The sequence below is a fragment of the Shewanella aegiceratis genome (assembly GCF_019457495.1).
In the GTDB taxonomy this organism is placed as follows: domain Bacteria; phylum Pseudomonadota; class Gammaproteobacteria; order Enterobacterales; family Shewanellaceae; genus Shewanella; species Shewanella loihica.
In genome coordinates, this window is record NZ_CP080416.1 from 2,960,110 (window position 1) to 2,976,375 (window position 16,266).

General features: G+C 54.9%; 16 protein-coding genes. 3 read left to right on the forward strand and 13 right to left on the reverse strand.

Annotated elements, in window-relative coordinates:
- Positions 1–5 precede the first annotated feature (5 nt).
- The 5 genes from K0H80_RS13015 to K0H80_RS13035 all read right to left on the reverse strand — a co-directional run bounded on the left by K0H80_RS13015 (position 6) and on the right by K0H80_RS13035 (position 4,827).
- Complete coding sequence (locus K0H80_RS13015; protein ID WP_220071852.1) at positions 6–1,994, reverse strand: monovalent cation:proton antiporter-2 (CPA2) family protein; 1,989 nt, start codon at positions 1,992–1,994, stop codon at positions 6–8.
- 5 nt (positions 1,995–1,999) lie between these two features.
- Entirely contained in the window at positions 2,000–2,617 is a 618-nt protein-coding gene (locus K0H80_RS13020) for an NAD(P)H-dependent oxidoreductase (protein ID WP_220060350.1), read from the reverse strand.
- A 231-nt stretch (positions 2,618–2,848) separates the two neighbouring features.
- Positions 2,849–3,394 (reverse strand): GNAT family N-acetyltransferase, encoded by a 546-nt coding sequence (locus tag K0H80_RS13025; RefSeq protein WP_220071853.1) that lies wholly within the window; start codon positions 3,392–3,394, stop codon positions 2,849–2,851.
- Entirely contained in the window at positions 3,387–4,352 is a 966-nt protein-coding gene (gene metA / locus K0H80_RS13030; protein WP_220071854.1) for a homoserine O-acetyltransferase MetA, read from the reverse strand. The genes K0H80_RS13025 and metA overlap by 8 nt, the downstream gene beginning before the upstream one ends.
- A 73-nt stretch (positions 4,353–4,425) precedes the next feature.
- Positions 4,426–4,827, reverse strand: a complete 402-nt coding sequence (locus K0H80_RS13035; RefSeq protein ID WP_220042888.1) for a YbaY family lipoprotein — start codon at positions 4,825–4,827, stop codon at positions 4,426–4,428.
- Positions 4,828–4,945: 118 nt separating this feature from the next.
- On the opposite strand from K0H80_RS13035, the gene K0H80_RS13040 reads away from it, so the two are divergent.
- Positions 4,946–5,725 (forward strand): SDR family NAD(P)-dependent oxidoreductase, encoded by a 780-nt coding sequence (locus K0H80_RS13040; RefSeq protein ID WP_220071855.1) that lies wholly within the window; start codon positions 4,946–4,948, stop codon positions 5,723–5,725.
- A gap of 81 nt (positions 5,726–5,806) precedes the next feature.
- On the opposite strand, the gene ompW is transcribed toward K0H80_RS13040, so the two are convergent.
- The 5 genes from ompW to K0H80_RS13065 form a co-directional block, all read right to left on the reverse strand.
- Entirely contained in the window at positions 5,807–6,448 is a 642-nt protein-coding gene (ompW, locus tag K0H80_RS13045) for an outer membrane protein OmpW (protein ID WP_011866351.1), read from the reverse strand.
- A gap of 767 nt (positions 6,449–7,215) precedes the next feature.
- The gene (locus tag K0H80_RS13050; RefSeq protein ID WP_220071856.1) at positions 7,216–7,425 is read right to left on the reverse strand and encodes a hypothetical protein; all 210 of its coding nucleotides are present in this window, start codon (positions 7,423–7,425) and stop codon (positions 7,216–7,218) included.
- Between the two features lie 237 nt (positions 7,426–7,662).
- The gene (locus tag K0H80_RS13055; protein WP_220042891.1) at positions 7,663–8,055 is read right to left on the reverse strand and encodes a YbaY family lipoprotein; all 393 of its coding nucleotides are present in this window, start codon (positions 8,053–8,055) and stop codon (positions 7,663–7,665) included.
- A 28-nt stretch (positions 8,056–8,083) separates the two neighbouring features.
- Positions 8,084–8,947 (reverse strand): acyl-CoA thioesterase II, encoded by an 864-nt coding sequence (gene tesB / locus K0H80_RS13060; RefSeq protein WP_011866353.1) that lies wholly within the window; start codon positions 8,945–8,947, stop codon positions 8,084–8,086.
- Positions 8,948–9,360: 413 nt separating this feature from the next.
- The gene (locus tag K0H80_RS13065; RefSeq protein ID WP_220073986.1) at positions 9,361–10,278 is read right to left on the reverse strand and encodes an SDR family NAD(P)-dependent oxidoreductase; all 918 of its coding nucleotides are present in this window, start codon (positions 10,276–10,278) and stop codon (positions 9,361–9,363) included.
- Positions 10,279–10,684: 406 nt separating this feature from the next.
- On the opposite strand from K0H80_RS13065, the gene K0H80_RS13070 reads away from it, so the two are divergent.
- The gene (locus tag K0H80_RS13070; RefSeq protein ID WP_011866355.1) at positions 10,685–11,557 is read left to right on the forward strand and encodes a 1,4-dihydroxy-2-naphthoate polyprenyltransferase; all 873 of its coding nucleotides are present in this window, start codon (positions 10,685–10,687) and stop codon (positions 11,555–11,557) included.
- 72 nt (positions 11,558–11,629) lie between these two features.
- Here the strand turns inward: K0H80_RS13070 and K0H80_RS13075 are convergent, their stop codons facing one another.
- Entirely contained in the window at positions 11,630–12,166 is a 537-nt protein-coding gene (locus K0H80_RS13075; protein ID WP_220071857.1) for an aldolase/citrate lyase/malate synthase family protein, read from the reverse strand.
- A 181-nt stretch (positions 12,167–12,347) separates the two neighbouring features.
- Between K0H80_RS13075 and K0H80_RS13080 the strand changes: the two genes are divergently transcribed.
- Positions 12,348–13,880, forward strand: a complete 1,533-nt coding sequence (locus K0H80_RS13080) for a DUF3612 domain-containing protein (protein ID WP_011866357.1) — start codon at positions 12,348–12,350, stop codon at positions 13,878–13,880.
- Between the two features lie 78 nt (positions 13,881–13,958).
- On the opposite strand, the gene gnd is transcribed toward K0H80_RS13080, so the two are convergent.
- Both gnd and K0H80_RS13090 read right to left on the reverse strand, forming a co-directional pair.
- Complete coding sequence (gnd, locus tag K0H80_RS13085) at positions 13,959–15,500, reverse strand: NADP-dependent phosphogluconate dehydrogenase (RefSeq protein ID WP_220071858.1); 1,542 nt, start codon at positions 15,498–15,500, stop codon at positions 13,959–13,961.
- A 265-nt stretch (positions 15,501–15,765) separates the two neighbouring features.
- A complete protein-coding gene (locus K0H80_RS13090) occupies positions 15,766–16,236 on the reverse strand; it encodes a MarR family winged helix-turn-helix transcriptional regulator (protein ID WP_220071859.1) in 471 nt (156 codons plus the stop codon).
- Between the last annotated feature and the right edge of the window lie 30 nt (positions 16,237–16,266).

Here is a 16,266-nt window from a genome sequence, read left to right on the forward strand (position 1 = left end):
GCCGCTTAAGGCTTGATCTGCTCGTCACCAGGCGTCGATGGCAAAGGTTCTTCGACCCGCTTGACGGTCAGGGGCTCATCGCCGTCCAGTAGCTCATCATAGCCCTTGGGCGGCGGCGTCCAGCCCCGCTCGCTCATGGCATACTTGTCGTTTCTATCCCTGGCCATGGCGGCCTTGATGGTCTCTTCAAGCTCGATAAACAGCTTGCGATAGTTGTTATCGAATCGCTCGCCGCTGCTGTCATCTTTCCAGGCGCCGTAGAGCATGTCGGAGCTGCGCTTCTCGATGCGCTTGAAGGTGTTCTTCTGCTGCTCCACATGGAAGGGGTGAAAGCCGAGACACTTCATGGCGTCGGCCCCTAGCTCAAGGGCTGAGAGCAGGGTCTCCTTCTGGATGAAGTCGGCACCTGCATCCCGCAGCAGATAGGCATGACCGCGGTCGAACGCCCTAGCGAGCACCTTAACCTTGGGGTAGGTATGCTTAACATACTTCACCAGCTCCACCGCGCTGTCGCGATTGTCCATAGCCACCACCAACAGGGAGGCTTCCTCTATCCCCGCCGTATGCAGTAGGTCCGGGCGGGTCGCATCACCAAAATAACTCTTCACATTGATGCGCCGCAGCATATCCACCTGGCTAATCTGATGATCCAGCACCACAGTCTTGATGCCATTGGCGCTCAGCAGGCGATTGATCACCTGTCCGAAACGACCGACGCCCGCGATGATCACGCTGCCGTGCTCATCTATGGTGTCCGCCTCGCGATCCGCCTTGGCGCTGCGATACCTAGGTTCAATAAAACGCTCGAACAGAATAAACAGCCCAGGGGTCAACATCATGCTCAGGGCCACCACCAATGAGAGCTTCTGCGCCAGCTCGCTTGGTAGCACATGATTCTGCACGGTGAAACTCAGCAGCACGAAACCAAACTCCCCCGCCTGGGCCAGACTGAGGGCGAACAACCAGCGATCGCTTTTGCCTATCTTAAACACTGGGGTGATCAGCAAGAGCACCAAGGCCTTAAGCACTATGATCCCCAGAGTCAGCCCCAGGATGAGGCCGAGATCCTGCCACAGTATGCCAAAATCGATACCGGCACCGACTGTGATGAAGAAAAGCCCCAGCAGCAAGCCCTTGAAGGGGTCGATGTTGGACTCAAGTTCATGGCGAAACTCACTGTTGGCCAACACCACGCCCGCCAAAAAGGTGCCCAGAGCCGGCGAAAGCCCCACCAGGCTCATCAGAGCCGCGATACCTATCACCAACATCAGCGCGGTGGCGGTAAAAATTTCCCTCACCCCGGATGAGGCCACGAAACGAAACAGGGGACGGCTCAGGTAGTGGCCGCCCACCACTAAGATGGCGATAGCCGCGACGATCACTATGGCGTAGGCCCAGGGCGGCAAGCCGGCCACCAGACTTATCTCTTCATGCTGGGTCGCCACCTGAGTCGCCGCCTGCTGCGCCTGCTCCACCAGCTCCGGCAGGGCCAACAGTGGGATAAAGGCCAGCATGGGGATCACAGCGATATCTTGAAACAGCAACACAGAGAAGGCGTTGCGGCCACCATCGGTGCGATTGAGTCCCTTCTCGTTAAAGGTTTGCAACACGATCGCCGTCGATGAGAGCGCGAAGATAAGGCCTATGGTAAAGGCGATGCTCCACTGCACCTCGAAATAGAGCGCAATGGCCGCCACGGCGGCCGTGGTCAGCGTAAGCTGCAACCCACCTAGGCCCATCAGGCGGTTCCGCATGGCCCACAGCATCTTAGGTTCGAGCTCCAGCCCCACCACAAACAGCATCATCACCACACCGAACTCGGCAAAGTGCTGAATGACTGAGGTCTCCTCCCCCACCAGACCGATCACAGGCCCTATCACCACCCCGGCGATCAGATAGCCAAGCACCGAACCCAGGCCAAAACGCCTGGCCAGGGGCACGGCGATCACGGCGGCGACCAGATAGATAAAGGCTTGCAGGAAATAGTTGGTCATGGCGCTTACCCCGTGATGATCTGATCAAGATGGCCGTTTAACCTCTCAAGCTTGGCGGCCAGACGGCGATTGAGCTTGCCCGCCACCAGGGCGGTGAGCAGCTCGCGCCACTCCTCGAGGTGCTGCGCCATCAGGCCATCTTCGACGGCGGTGCGGGCACCAAACAGGGCGAACGGCGGCAGATAACGCATACCGGTGAGGCTGGCGGTCTGCTCCAGCGGCGCCAGCAGTTGTCTCAGGGTGAAATGATTGTAACCCTCGGCCTGATAGGCCTCCTCCTTGCCCCCGGCCGTGATGGCGCAGAAGAAGCGTTTACCCTTGAGTGCATTGCCATCCGTGCCATAGGCAAAGCCATATTCCAGCACCAGGTCTTGCCACTCCTTCAGGATGGCGGGCGTGGAATACCAGTAGAGGGGAAACTGAAAGATCACCACATCATGGGCCAGCAGGCGCTGCTGCTCGCGCTCGATGTCGATATCAAATTCGGGATACTCGCCATAGAGATCCACAGTGGTGACACCGGGTACCGTCTTGGCCAGTTCAAACAGGGGCAGATTAACTTCAGATCTATGTTGGGAAGGATGCGCCAATAACAGGAGTACGGCTTGTTGTGGCTCTGACATGAGGATCCATTCTTGAGGGTGACGCGTCGGTTGAATATCGGGCGCTAGGTCTAGATAAAATAGCGCCTAACACCTTGTTCTTCAAGCGCAGCTAGCGCGACTCTAGGCAATTTTTCCCGTTTAACCAGTTATGTGCCAGATCTGTTATTTGCCAGGGCGGTTATGTGCCAGTGCGTTATGTACCAGGTCTGCTATTTACAAGGGCCGTTACGCCTCGAGGGCTGAGCAAGGTTATCCGGGGGTGCGGTAGAGATAGAGGCGAACCCCGTCATCCTCGTAGCTGTCGATCCGCTCCATGCCCGCCTTCTCCAGCACCCGGCTGGAGGCGATGTTTTCCACCATCACCTCGGCGTATACGCAGGCTATGCCTAATGTCTCTCTGGCGTAATGCAGACAGGCGATCACGGCCTCGGTGGCCAGCCCCTTGCCCCAATACTCGGGCAGCATGCGATAGCCGATATCCACCCCGCCTTGTCCGCGGTTGAGCAGCGGCTCATACTTAACGCCGCAGAAGCCGATAAGCTCATTGCTCTGCTTATGGATCAGCGCGTAACGGGCATAGCCTGGATCGCGATAACCTGCGAGCCAATACTTCTCAATGACATGCCTAGCATCATCCAGGCTCTTTACCGCATCCTCATCGCCGGTATAACGCACCACCTCAGGATGAGAGGAGAAACGGTACACAGCCTCTGCATCTTGCAGCACAAACTGGCGCATGATGAGCCTGGGCGTCTCAATCAGAATAGGCTCTGCGCCCGCATCCACTTTAGTCATTGTCCTCGGTATCCTTGTACTCATGCTCCCAGGGGGTGATGGCGCTCATATCATGGAGATCATAGGGGGTCAGCTGGTAGACATAGTAGTTTAGCCAGTTGCTGACCAAGAGGCTGCCATGACCATGCCAGCGGGCGACCGGCTCCTGGCTGGGATCATCACCGCGAAAATAGTTTTTCGGCACACTCGGATTAAGGCCTTCGGCGAGATCCCGCTGATACTCATCCTTCAAGGTGGATTTCTGATATTCGGGATGGCCCATCACAAACAGGTTGCGATTGTTGCGGCTCAGCACCAGGTAGGCGCCCGCCTCGTCGGACTCGGCCAGCACCTGCAGCTCTTTATGAGCCTTGAGATCGGCCACCTCCATCTCGGCAAAGCGAGAATGAGGGGCAAAAAACTCATCGTCGAAGCCCCGCAGCAGCGGAAAATGTTTATGGGTGCGCTGATGATTAAACACCCCGGAGCGCTTGGCCGAGAGCAGCTTACGCTGCAGGCCATAGAGGTGATACAGGGCAGCATGGGCCGCCCAGCAGAGAAACAGCACAGAGGTCACATGGTGCTGGGACCAGTCGATGATCTCGCGAATATGATCCCAGTAGGTTACCTCTTCAAACTCTATCTGCCCCAGCGGCGCGCCCGTGATGATCAGGCCATCGTAATTCTTATGGCGCACCGCCTCGAAATCACGATAGAAGTTGTTCATATGGTCGATAGAGGTGTGCTTAGAGACCTTGTCGTGGATGCGCAGCAGATCCACATCCACCTGCAAGGGGGTATTACCCAGGAGGCGAAGCAGCTGAGTCTCAGTCTCTATCTTGTTTGGCATCAGATTGAGGATCAGCACCTTCATGGGTCTGATATCCTGATTGGCCGCCCGGGTCTCGGACATGACAAAGATATTTTCTGATTCGAGAATTTCCGCCGCTGGCAGATTATCGGGAATTTTTACCGGCATACCGCGCCTCTTTCGACCTGGTTAACAGAGCCCCATAATAGGCTAGGTGTCGCAAGCGGCGCGGTGTCTCGCCTTAACCGCCGACGCGTTGCACTAGCACAGAGATAGGCGCACTATCGCCTAAATCTATGGGGTAGGATTGAGTATTGATGAACATCAGCTTGCCATCCAGGGTGATCTTGGCGCCCACACTATAAGTATGGCCCGCCTCGAACTGATCCCTTGGGATGACAAAACCAAAGGGTGCCGGTGTTGTCACGTCGTCGCGATCGAAGGCCGCTAACACCACGGCAGGCGCATCCATCTTAGACACGTCCTGGATCTGCACCGACAGCACAGCCTGGGGTGGTAAGGCGATTCGCTCCTTAAACCAAACCTCCCCCTGGATCTCCACGCTGGCATTAGGGGTTGCACAAGCCGTCAACAGGCCCGCACTCATCGCCACTGCCGCTAGGGGTTTTAACCATCTGTTCATACTCTTGCTCCTAATCATACATCAAGACTTCTGGATGTCCATATGTCTACACTATAAATCTTGTTCTCTATCAGAGATCTTCATATCATAGGCGAACCATTTATTGAGAAATAGCCTCATGTCTCAAGCTACTGCAATAATTGTGGGCGCCAGCTCACTCGTTAGTCGTGAAATTGCCACACAACTTGCCGAGCAAGGCGTCGAACTGGCCCTGCTGGCACAAGATACCGAATCCCTTAAGGAATTTTCCCAGTCTCTGCCTTCCCAGGTCAGCCTACATGAGCTGGCGATAGAGAGACCAAAGGATATCATCGCCACTCTAGAAAGCGTCTGGCAGCAACTGGGCGGCGCCCATCTGGTGATCGTCAATACCGGCCTCAATGGCTACGACGCCTCGCTGCCCTGGCAACTGGAACAGGATATCATTACCGTCAATGTGCAGGGCTATAGTGCCATATGCAATACGGCATTCAGACTATTTGTCGAGCAGGGCTATGGCCAGCTCGCGGCCATCAACTCCATCGCCGGACTAAGGGGCGGCCCAAGCGTGGCCTATCATGCCTCCAAGGCTTATGCCAGCAGCTACCTCGAAGGACTGAGCATGCATGCCCAGCGCCTCAAGCTGCCGATCACCATTAGCGATCTTCAGCTTGGCCTACTGGACAAGGCGGCCATGCAGCAGAGCCGTCTCTGGCTATCACCACCCCATGAGGTAGCGCGCCAGGCACTCAAGGCGATGCAGAAAGGTAAGCGCCGCGCCTATATCACCAAGCGTTGGCGTCTGGTAGCCTGGTTAACCAAGCTGCTGCCTGAATTTATCTACAACACCCGTCACTGGCGTACCAAGGAAGAGCGCAAGGCGGCCAGAGCGGCCAGAGCGGCCAAGAAGGCCCAATAGGCCAAAGAAAGCAGAAAGTTAAAAAGCAGAGATGAAAAAAGGAGCCGATTGGCTCCTTTTTCTTTTCGCTATCTAGCGAGATTAGAAGGTGTAACCTACGCTCACCATGTAAACCCAAGGGTCGATATCGGTTTCGATGCTAACCGCTTGACCGGCAAGCTTAAAGTTCACATCGGTATTGATCTTGGCGTACCACACTGAGGCGTTAACCAACCAGTTCTTGTTCACTTGGTAGTCGATACCCGCTTGCGCCGCTAAGCCCCATGAGTTGCTTAGGCTAAGGTCGGTCAATGCACCATCGAGGTCATTGGTAAATTCACTGTCGAAGAAGTTAGTGAAGTTCACACCGGCACCGATATAAGGACGCAGCTTAGAATCGGCCGAACCAAAGTAATACTGAGCCACTAAGGTAGGTGGCAGGTGCTTGGTCTCGGCAATCTTACCAACGCCTTTTAGCGATACGTCATGGCTAAAAGGGGTAGCGGCCAACAACTCGATACCAATGTTATCGGTCAGCATGTAACCGAAGTTCAGACCCAGCTGCGTATTGCTGCTGATGTTGAATTCGCCAAAACCAGCAACGTCTTCGCTCGACTCATTAGGGGCAACAACAACACCACCGGCACGAACGATGATGTCACCAGCTTGGTGAGCAGAAGCGGCAAATCCAGTAGACAGTAGGGCGGCAGCGATCAGACCTGAAACGATAGTTTTTTTCATCATACTACTCCATTAATACAACAGTTAACGTTGTTTTTATTATCAAAATCCTTACATTTGCGCGTATCCTGCCAGATAGACACCAAGAAGTTATTGATCCAAATCAATAAGCCAGAGTAATACCCCTTTTTGTATAGCCTGGCGCGATCCAGATCACAGCAAATAAACAAATATTGACAATACCCCTTTAATTTCCGTGACCCATATCCGCATCGATCACTTGTTGACCAACCAAACCGATCTCGGCCAAATTATGTTATTAACAAGCTGATAACGCTGCGTGAATTAGCGCTGCATTTAAGCATACGCCTCATAAAACAATGCTGAGGGAAGCCCTGCTAACTGGAGAAATGAGCAAGCGATAACGGCCTAGAGACGCACAGCAAGATTGGCCGATATGGGAGAAGGGGTTAGCGCATCAAGCTGACTGGGCAATTCTGATAAGCCGGGACAACTTTGACAAGCCTGGGGCAACTTTGATAAGCCTGGGGCGGCGCAAGGAATATGACGTTAGGAATACGGCGCTAGAAATAAGACACTAATAACAAGAGGCGTCAGCTTTCGCAGCTCCCTGATGGCAAAGCTAAGGAGACACTTTTTAGATGACACACTCTAGATGCCAAGCTCAAGAAGCTACGCTCGAGATAACACGCTTGAGATGCAACTATCTAGATGACACGCATAAGAGAACAAACCTCAGATGACAATCCCTAGCTGAGCCCCCTGAGAGAACAGGCTTGAGACGGCAAACTTGAACTGACTAGACTCGGCTAACTCGCCGAAGAGATGGCGAGCGTGAGACACAACATCGCCAGGCTGAGCAGTACCAGGCTGGCAAACAGGGGCTCCTGAGCTTCAGGATCCTGCCAACTAGCATGCTGCCAATTATTACGCTGCTCACGCTTATCTTGAGATCCAGCGCCCTGATCTTCGGCGCCGGGCAAGCTACCTATGAGATGATGACTGCCGATAAACTGCATCTGTTCTTCCTTGATTTGTTATTGTTATCATTTCACCCTATTGGATAAAATATATTTAATCAAGGTTCATATAAGGGCGCCTGGCTGAAATTTACTCAAGTTAATAGATATAAGAGCAAAGACGACGCCCACAAGTGGAGATAACTTGGAGCAAAAATCGGGTGATAAATTAGAGGCAAAATAAGGGCATAAAAAAGGAGCCCTGAGGCTCCCTTATCTGTTCATTAACTGCTTGGCTTATTTGACCAGCTTCATCACCACTTCCGTGGTGTATTTGCCATTATTGATCACCGGGAACCTATCGTAGGTCTGGAAGATCACCTTGCCCTGATACTGGATCATGGCGACCACACCATAGTTGACGCTCTTGTCTATGGTCTCGCGGGCGAAGGCAAACTTAAAGGGCACAGGCGCCCTAGCGATATCGAAGCTCTTCTGGGCAATGATGGCACCCGGGGTGTCGAGATCGATCACCGCTATGGTAATGCTACTGCCTTGCGGCAGGTTAATCTTCTCCAGATAACCGGCGGCGCCGTTGACAAAAATCGGAGGTTCAGGCTCTACCGTCACACAACCCGCCAACATAATAAGCAGCAAAGACGCCAATATGGCTTTCATTTTCATCTTCATCACATTCAACCTTTCACTCACTGTTCGTTTATCCCTGTGTTAATCGAATCAAGCCTTCCTGGGTCGCCGAGGCCACCAACTCACCACTCTGGGTGTAAAACTCGCCGCGCACAAAGCCACGGCCGCCACCGGCATTGGGGCTATCTATGCTATAGAGCAGCCACTGGCTGAGATCCAGCGGACGGTGGAACCACATGGCGTGATCTATGGTGGCCATGCGCATACCCGGGGTCAAGAAAGAGACGCCGTGGGGCTGCGCCGCCGTCACCAGGAAATTAAAGTCTGAGGCGTAGGCCAGCAGATACTCATGCACCGAGAGATCCTTGGGCACCTTGCCATTGGCGCGGATCCACACATGCCTGATGGGCTCACTCTGGTTGGGTTCCATGGGATTGCATGGGTTAACCAGGCGCATCTCAAGCGGCGAGTCCGCCATAAACTTCTCCAGCACCTTACGAGGCACCTTGTCCCTCAAGGTCGAGGCCAGCTCCTGCTGATTCAGCAGGCCCTCAGGGCCCGGCACATCCGGCATCTTGCTCTGGTGATTTAGCCCTTGCTCGGGCTTCTGGAAGGAGCAGGTCATGTAGAAGATGGGTCTGCCCTTCTGAATCGCCTTCACCCGGCGGGCACTAAAGCTGCCGCCGTCGCGCATATTTTCCACGTCATAGACTATGGGTTGCTTCTCATCACCGGCGCGCAAGAAATAGGAGTGGAAGGAGTGCACCTGACGTTCGCTGTCGACGGTTTGCGCCGCTGCGCTCAGGGCCTGGCCCATGACCTGTCCGCCAAACACGTGGCCGAAGCCCAGATCTTGGCTCTGACCCCGATAGAGGCCTACCTCTATCTGTTCCAGCGATAAAAGGGATAACAGATCATCTAACACCTGACTCATGCAACCTCACCGATAACTCATCAATATTGGTCGTCAAGCTTACCTTAGATTCCCCTTATCTTGCTAGGGCCTGTTGATCTTTGCCGTTTGTTTTTGCAGCAGTTTGAAGGTGATTTATACAAGGCAGAGCCTGTGTCGTGTAGTATCCTACACCAACGGGCGATAACACCGTAGAAATGGCCTACAAACGCTGCCCAACGGGTTCATCTAAACGCGCGCTGCACTTTGTTGTTCGCCATTCACATAGAGTAACTATGCTTCATGGCTCTCGCCTCGCGCAAAACGCGTTTAGATTGAACAAAAATTAAACTTGAAAGATCAACAGGCCCTAGGGCTGTTGACCTTTCCTGGTGGTTCCTGCAGCAATTTGTCACCGATTCGCCATCTCTTCGTTATCTCTCCATTATCTAGGCCTACTCTATATCCACGTGGTGCTCGGCGGCGCTGCGCCTCGCCCAGGCGGTCACCTGCTCTTCGCCAGACTCATGAAAATGATAGGGCTGCGCCCGGTATAGCTCATCCCAGCGCTGGGCAATCACCTCGGGCTTGCAGCCATCTTCCACAATACGCAGCGGCTGAAACTCGACAAACATCCCGTGGCTCACACTACCGGCCGCGGCCAGCAGGTGCTGACCGCTGCAGGCCATCGATGAGCAGAGATACAGCAGGGTGGCATTGACCGAAGAGGTACTAAACAGCGGCTTCACCAGAGGGCTGAGATGATGCGCCGTCATGGCGGTTAATGCCTGGGGCACCAGGGTATTGACCGAGATGTTGTAGTCGCGCCCCTCCTTGGCCAGGCTGTTGACCAGACCGACGAGCGCCATCTTGCTGGCACTGTAGGAGGTCTCATGCATGTCGCCATAGAGGCCGCTGGCCCCGGCCGTCATGACGATACGACCATAGTTTTGCCGTTTCATCTGCGGCCACACCAACTTGGTCAGATGGAAACTGCCGTTGAGATCCACATCCAGCTGCCGCTGCCATTGCTCGAAACTCAGGCTATCGAAGGAGACTGGCGTGTGGATGCCAGCGTTATTGATGGCGATATCTATGCGCCCCCAACGCTTGAGGACAGTCTCTATCGCGCTCTTTAGGGCCTGGCTGTCGGTGACATCCAACTGGAAGCTCAGACAGTCGGCGCCCAGTTCGGCCAGGGTACGGGCGGTCTTGTTGAGACCTGCGCCTGCATAAGTCTGGCAGCGACTATCGCCGCAGCCCGAATCGATAATGGCCAAGCGCGCCCCGCGCTCGGCTAAGGCGATCGCATAGGCTCGTCCTAAGCCAGCCCCCGCTCCTGTGACGACAGCAACCTGTTCATCAAAACGCATCATCCTGATCCTTGTCTCTCGCCGCCGAAACGCCCTAATTAAGCCAAGTGCTAAATTTATAAAATCTATATAAATTAATTAGATAAGCTTAAAACATTCCCAGCAGAATCTCACAGTCAGACAGCTATAACAGCACATGTCTGGCAAGAGTTCTTTGAGGCTGGCAACAGATTTGAAGGAAAGGGGCCGCAAAGATGTGCGCCGCGTCAAAATCACACAAATTTTTAACAAGACGTTTAAGCTTTATTAAAGGCTCTGGGATTAGGCTAGAGCTCCCTGAAAAATAAAACGAGGCTGTTCACATAATGCTAATGCAAGCGCTTCATCGACTTGGGCTTTTTTGCTATGCTTGGGCTATATTTTCGAGCCTAGCTCAGTCCCTACCTAATAATTACGAACGCAGATAATGAATCCCTGGATCCTGGCGACACGCCCACGTACTCTTCCCGCAGCCATTGGCCCTATCTTAGTCGGTAATGCCCTTGCCCTGTCATTGACACAATTTAGTTGGCTTATCGCCGCAACCTCCATGTTGTGCGCCCTGCTGCTGCAGATCGCCGTTAACCTGGCAAACGACTACTTCGATTTTAAGAGCGGTATCGACACCGAGGAGCGACTCGGCCCGGTGCGCGTCACCCAGAGTGGCCTGCTCGACCCAAGCAAGGTACGCAACGCCATGATCGCCTGTCTGCTGCTGGCACTTCTGGTGGGCTCGCTGCTCATCTATCATGGTGGCTGGCCCATCGCCATCCTGGCCGCGGCTTCCATCCTGGGCGCCCTGGGTTACAGTGGCGGCCCCTACCCGCTGGCGTCCCATGGTCTGGGTGAAGTCGCCGCCTTTATCTTCTTCGGCCTGGTGGCCGTGGTGGGCAGCTATTACCTTCAGGCCCATGACACCAGTGTCGCCGCCTGGATCTTAGGCAGCGCCATCGGCCTGTTTAACGCCGCCGTGATGCTGGTAAACAACACCCGCGACATCCCAACAGATGCCAAGGCGGGCAAGCGCACCCTGGCGGTTAAGATAGGTGAAGGTCAGGCCAGAGTCCTGTATCAGGCGCTGGTTTATCTGCCGTTCGCCCTCGTCATTGGTGGTTTTCTGCTTGGGACTTTACCCGGTCTGCCTGTGCTGCTCGGTGGCCTGTCGCTAGTCCTGGCGCGTAAACTCAACAGCGAATTTAGTCAGACCTCGGGGGCGGCGTTAAACCCGCTGCTGGGACGCACGGCGAAACTCACGGTAATCTTCAGCGCCCTGTTCAGCCTGGGACTCGCCTTGGCCTAAAGCGGCAAATCGACATGACCATAAAAAATGCCAGCAATTGCTGGCATTTTTTATGGCGAGTCATCACACAATTTAGAGGCAGTATTCGGTTCCGTCTTTCGAGGTGAACTCTTTACAGTGTTGATCTGCCTGACCCGTGACCAGACTGGTCCAGGTACGCTGACAAGGGCTCTGCTCGCTGTTGACGATAGTCATCAGCGCCGCCTCGACCTGCACATCGTTGATGCCGGCCAAGTCGTGACGTCCCTGCTCGCCGCGACGATCCAGCGCGATCTCGATATGGAAGCCGTTATTCTTCAGCACCAGAGAGCTTGGCTCGCACTTATGACCAGAGAGGGCCACAAACTGCTTGGGCTGTGCCAGACCGCTCTGGCTGCCATCGGCGAAGAAGGCCAGTAGCTGCTTGTAGTAGATCACATAGCTGCAGACATCCTGGTGAGAACCCTGACTCAGTGGAAAGTACTGATCCAAGATCTGCTTGGCATAAGTCAGGCCATCTTGCTGCATCTGAGGTGCCAGCGCATTGTTTCCATTAATCTGTGTCATAGGCATTACCTGCTTGATGAAGTTGTAAATACTCTGGTCTAGTTGTTCTGTCTGTATATTCATCGCCTCATCCCTCTCACTTATGCTATCTATCGCTATGTTTGACTCGCTGATGACATCTTTGCCCTACAGCTTTAAGTGGCGCTCTAAGGGATTTGTCGCTTCCCCGATTGCTTAATTTGTAGTCTAGCGGCTTTTTCATTACAATTTCACAATAGAAATTTCACAGTGTGAATTTTACAAAATGAAGACCAATAGCAGCTTGATGAGAAAGTCGCATTTCCTGGGCACTAAGATACGCAATCTCAGGAAACGTAATAATCTAACCATGGAAGACCTATCGGCCCGCTGTGTCAGGGTGGATGCGGATTCCGCACCCTCTGTCTCCTACCTCTCCATGATAGAGCGCGGCAAGCGCGTGCCCAGTGCCGGCATGTTGGCGGTGATCGCCGCCGTGTTTCAAAAGGAGGTGGATTGGTTTCTCGACGACGCTCCCGAGGAGCAGGCGATCACCCCGGTCAAGGGCTCTCGCGGCGGGATCAGTGGCATGGCGCTGGAGCCGAGCTTCCTGTTTTCCAACGAAATACTGCAGATCGCCATCCCAGAGATGCTCTCCCAGACAGGGATCAGCGGCCGTCAATTTGCGCACCTGTTGATCCGTGCCCATCAGGAACATCATCAGAATCATTTTCCCGATCTCGAGCGCGCCGCCGAAGAGGTGGGGCTCAAACGCATGCCCCTGAGCCTCGAGGATCTGTTGGCCATAGTCCAGCGTCTCGGCCTGGTAGTAAAATGGTTTACCCGGGCGCCCAAGGCGATCCGTGAAGAGGCGGGGGCCGGCAAGCAGCACATCATCACCTCCTATTTCGAGCAGCCCAACAAGATCTGCCTCAACCAGCTGCTCAACCAGCATACCCGCCGCCTCAAGTACGACCTTGCGGTCCATATCGGCCACAGTGTGCTGCACAATAAAGACGGTTTAAAAAGTATCATGGTGGCCGGACGCAGCCATGGCACCAGCCTGGTGGATGAGGCGGACAATCGTGGGCAATCCTCCACAGTCGATGCCCAGGATATCCTGCATGCCTGGCGGGACTTCGAGTCCAGCTTCTTCGCCGGTGCCCTACTCTGCCCTAAGGTGCCCTTCAGGCAGCTGCTCGACCGTCACGGCTATGAGATAGATGTGGCCAAGTTGGTGGATGTCTCCCCCTCGGTGGCTATGCGCCGCATGACGGCGGTCTCCCCCTACAGCCACTGGCACTATTTCGATGCCTATTCACCCGGTAAGCTCAAGGCCGTATACCGAGGCAACGGTATTCCCCTGCCCTGGGGCAACATGCGCCAGGTGGAAGATCCCTGCCAACACTGGGCGGTGTTTAGGATGATCAACGCCTCGACTCAGGGCTCCTCGGCGCAGATCTCCATCCTGGATGTGGCCAACGAGCCCAAGATCTACTGCTGCGAATCGATTCGGGTAAAAGACCTGGCGGGCAATCCCCATGTGCTCTGCGCCGGTATCGACCTTAACCCGGCCATCGAGGCCCAGGGCGGCGATGCCAACCAGGTGGCCCAGCAACTCAAGGAGGTCTGTGTGGACAATGGCGGCTCGGCGCCCCTGCCCAGCAACATCAAGACGGACATCAAGCGTGTGGCGAAGATCCTCAACATCAATTGGGTCGAGCGTGGCATCGACAGCGAGGCGAGGCTCATCTGTTCCCGCGGCGCCAGCTGCCCCCGCAAGCCAAGCTGCTACGAGAGTGGTGGCTGTCAGGGCTAGGCGGCCACAACGCCGAGATAAAAAAAACGCTAGTCAATCGCTAGCGGTTTTTCTTTTCTATTGAAGCTTAATGAAGCACTAGAGCTTCTCCAGCGTGCGCTCGCTATGGCTCCAGTTGAGGTGATATTTCTCACCGGCGGGCTTGTCGATACGCTCGAAGGTATGGGCGCCGAAGAAGTCCCGCTGACCTTGCAGCAGATTGGCCGGCAGGGTCTCGCTGCGGTAGCTGTCGTAGTAGGCCAGCGCCGAGCCGATACAAGGCACGGGCACGCCGCTCATGATGGCCCTTGCCACCGCGCGGCGCCAATCTTGCTGCTTGGCCGACAAGGCCAGGCTAAAGGTCTCGGCCATCAGCAGGTTGTCGAGAGGCTCACCCACCTTCTGCGCCTCTTGATAGGCCTGGGTGATCGATTGCAGGAAGGTGGCGCGAATGATACACCCGGCGCGCCAGATCTTGGCGATTTCGGCAAAATCCAACCGCCAGCCGCGCTCCTGAGCATTCATCGCCATCAGCTGGAAACCCTGGGCATAACAAGCGATCTTGGCGCAGTAGAGGGCGTTTTCCAGCTCATCGATAAAGGCGGCGCGCTCATCATCACTCAATGTCTGCGGCTCGGGGCCAGCCAGCAACAGGCTCAGCTGCTGACGCTGTTGCTTCTGGGTGCTCACCGCCCTGGCATAGACGGCCTCGGCGATGGTTGGCGCGGGACAGCCAATCTGCAGACTGCTGACCGCGGTCCACAGGCCGGTGCCCTTCTGACCCGCCTTATCCAAGATCATCTCCACCAGCGGCTTACCGGTTAGGGGATCGGCTTGTGACAGCACATCGGCGCTGATCTCCATCAGGTAGCTATTGAGGCTGCCCTGGTTCCAACGCGCGAAGATCTCACCCACCTCGGCGGCGCTGAGCCCAAGCCCGTCGCTCAGCAGCTGATAGGCCTCGCAGATCAACTGCATGTCGGCGTATTCGATGCCGTTATGCACCATCTTCACATAGTGACCGGCGCCTGCCGGGCCTATGTAGGTGGTGCATGGCTCGCCCTCGGTCACAGGGTTACCCGGCTCTTGGCGCTCGATAGGCAGGCCGGTTTTAGGGTCGACCTTGGCGGCAATCGCCTCCCAGATGGGCTTGATTCTGTCCCAGGCCTTGATGTCGCCGCTCGGCATCAGAGAGGGCCCGAAGCGGGCACCCATCTCGCCGCCTGAGATGGCGCAGCTAAAGAAGATAAACTTGTCCTGGTATTGGGCTTCGCGGACAACGGTATCTGTCCACAGGCTGTTGCCCGTATCCACCACGATATCGTCCTGCTCTATCCCGGCCTCAAGCAGGGCACTACAGACGCCATCCACTGGCGCACCGGCAGGTACCGACAGGACCAACACCCGAGGTTTTGCGAGACTGGATAACATTTCTGAAAGATTGCTACATCCTAGGATGCGCTGGACTTGATCGGCGGGACGCTCTTTTTGCTCCTGTTCAAGCAGGGCATCTCGCTTGGCTGAGTCGAGATCGAAGGCGGCGACACGGTAGCGATTGTCGGCAATGTTAAGCGCCAGGTTTTTGCCCATAACGCCTAGGCCTATCACGCCTATGTTGAGGAGGTCTGAGTGATTTTGCATGAGATTTTTCCCCATGGGAAACTGAGATTGTCTACACCTATCCTTTATTATAGTCTGGACTATCCGAGTCAAATCATAAGCTTAAATCGCTCAATTGCTTCAACTGCGAGCCACATAGTCGATAGGCACGAAATTGGTCGCGATTATACAAAAGTTGGTAAGTTAATTACTAGGGAAAGTCCAGGCTTACTGGCCGCTGTGCAGAACAGTGTTTTCTCATTTAAAAGGTAGCGCCATCAAGCACCTGAATAGCTTGCTGAATCGACTACTTCTGGTTGAGCTCATGGGTCAAGGTTAGACAAACTTGCCTTAGCTGTTCCAGCTCAATGTCCGACACGCTCACCTTCTCCAAAAGCTGCTGCTTCAGCGCCAGCGCCTCTTGCTTTAGGGCCTCGCCGGCCTGAGTCACCTGAATCACCTTCTTGCGCTCATCCCGGCTGTCCACATGACGCACCACCAGCCCCTTGGCCTCCAGGCGCTTGACGATAGGGGTTAAGGTGCCGAGATCCAGCCGTGTCACCTGGGAGAGATCCGTCAGGCTGGCGTTATCTTTAAGCCAGAGCGCCTGCATCGCCAGGTATTGTGGATAGGTCAGATCGCACTCCTGCAGCAAAGGACGATAGGCACGCACCAGGGCATTGGCGGCGGTATAGAGGGCGAAGCAGACATTATCCGACAGGCATTGCGCCCCTTCAGTTACTACTGCTGTCTCTGCTTCACTCATCTGCTTACTCATAGTTTTACCCATCTACCTGACTTAACTGTT

Bases quoted from the DNA above. Each gene is read 5' to 3' on its own strand.
- tesB (WP_011866353.1), bottom strand. From the start codon at position 8,947: ATGAGTCAGGTGTTAGATGATCTGTTATCCCTTTTATCGCTGGAACAG.
- K0H80_RS13035 (WP_220042888.1), bottom strand. From the start codon at position 4,827: ATGAACAGATGGTTAAAACCCCTAGCGGCAGTGGCGATGAGTGCGGGC.
- gnd (WP_220071858.1), bottom strand. From the start codon at position 15,500: ATGCAAAATCACTCAGACCTCCTCAACATAGGCGTGATAGGCCTAGGC.
- K0H80_RS13075 (WP_220071857.1), bottom strand. From the start codon at position 12,166: ATGAATATACAGACAGAACAACTAGACCAGAGTATTTACAACTTCATC.
- K0H80_RS13070 (WP_011866355.1), top strand. From the start codon at position 10,685: ATGAATCCCTGGATCCTGGCGACACGCCCACGTACTCTTCCCGCAGCC.
- K0H80_RS13080 (WP_011866357.1), top strand. From the start codon at position 12,348: ATGAAGACCAATAGCAGCTTGATGAGAAAGTCGCATTTCCTGGGCACT.
- K0H80_RS13090 (WP_220071859.1), bottom strand. From the start codon at position 16,236: ATGAGTAAGCAGATGAGTGAAGCAGAGACAGCAGTAGTAACTGAAGGG.
- metA (WP_220071854.1), bottom strand. From the start codon at position 4,352: ATGCCGGTAAAAATTCCCGATAATCTGCCAGCGGCGGAAATTCTCGAA.
- K0H80_RS13055 (WP_220042891.1), bottom strand. From the start codon at position 8,055: ATGAAGATGAAAATGAAAGCCATATTGGCGTCTTTGCTGCTTATTATG.
- K0H80_RS13025 (WP_220071853.1), bottom strand. From the start codon at position 3,394: ATGACTAAAGTGGATGCGGGCGCAGAGCCTATTCTGATTGAGACGCCC.
- K0H80_RS13040 (WP_220071855.1), top strand. From the start codon at position 4,946: ATGTCTCAAGCTACTGCAATAATTGTGGGCGCCAGCTCACTCGTTAGT.
- K0H80_RS13015 (WP_220071852.1), bottom strand. From the start codon at position 1,994: ATGACCAACTATTTCCTGCAAGCCTTTATCTATCTGGTCGCCGCCGTG.
- K0H80_RS13020 (WP_220060350.1), bottom strand. From the start codon at position 2,617: ATGTCAGAGCCACAACAAGCCGTACTCCTGTTATTGGCGCATCCTTCC.
- K0H80_RS13065 (WP_220073986.1), bottom strand. From the start codon at position 10,278: ATGCGTTTTGATGAACAGGTTGCTGTCGTCACAGGAGCGGGGGCTGGC.
- K0H80_RS13050 (WP_220071856.1), bottom strand. From the start codon at position 7,425: ATGCAGTTTATCGGCAGTCATCATCTCATAGGTAGCTTGCCCGGCGCC.
- ompW (WP_011866351.1), bottom strand. From the start codon at position 6,448: ATGATGAAAAAAACTATCGTTTCAGGTCTGATCGCTGCCGCCCTACTG.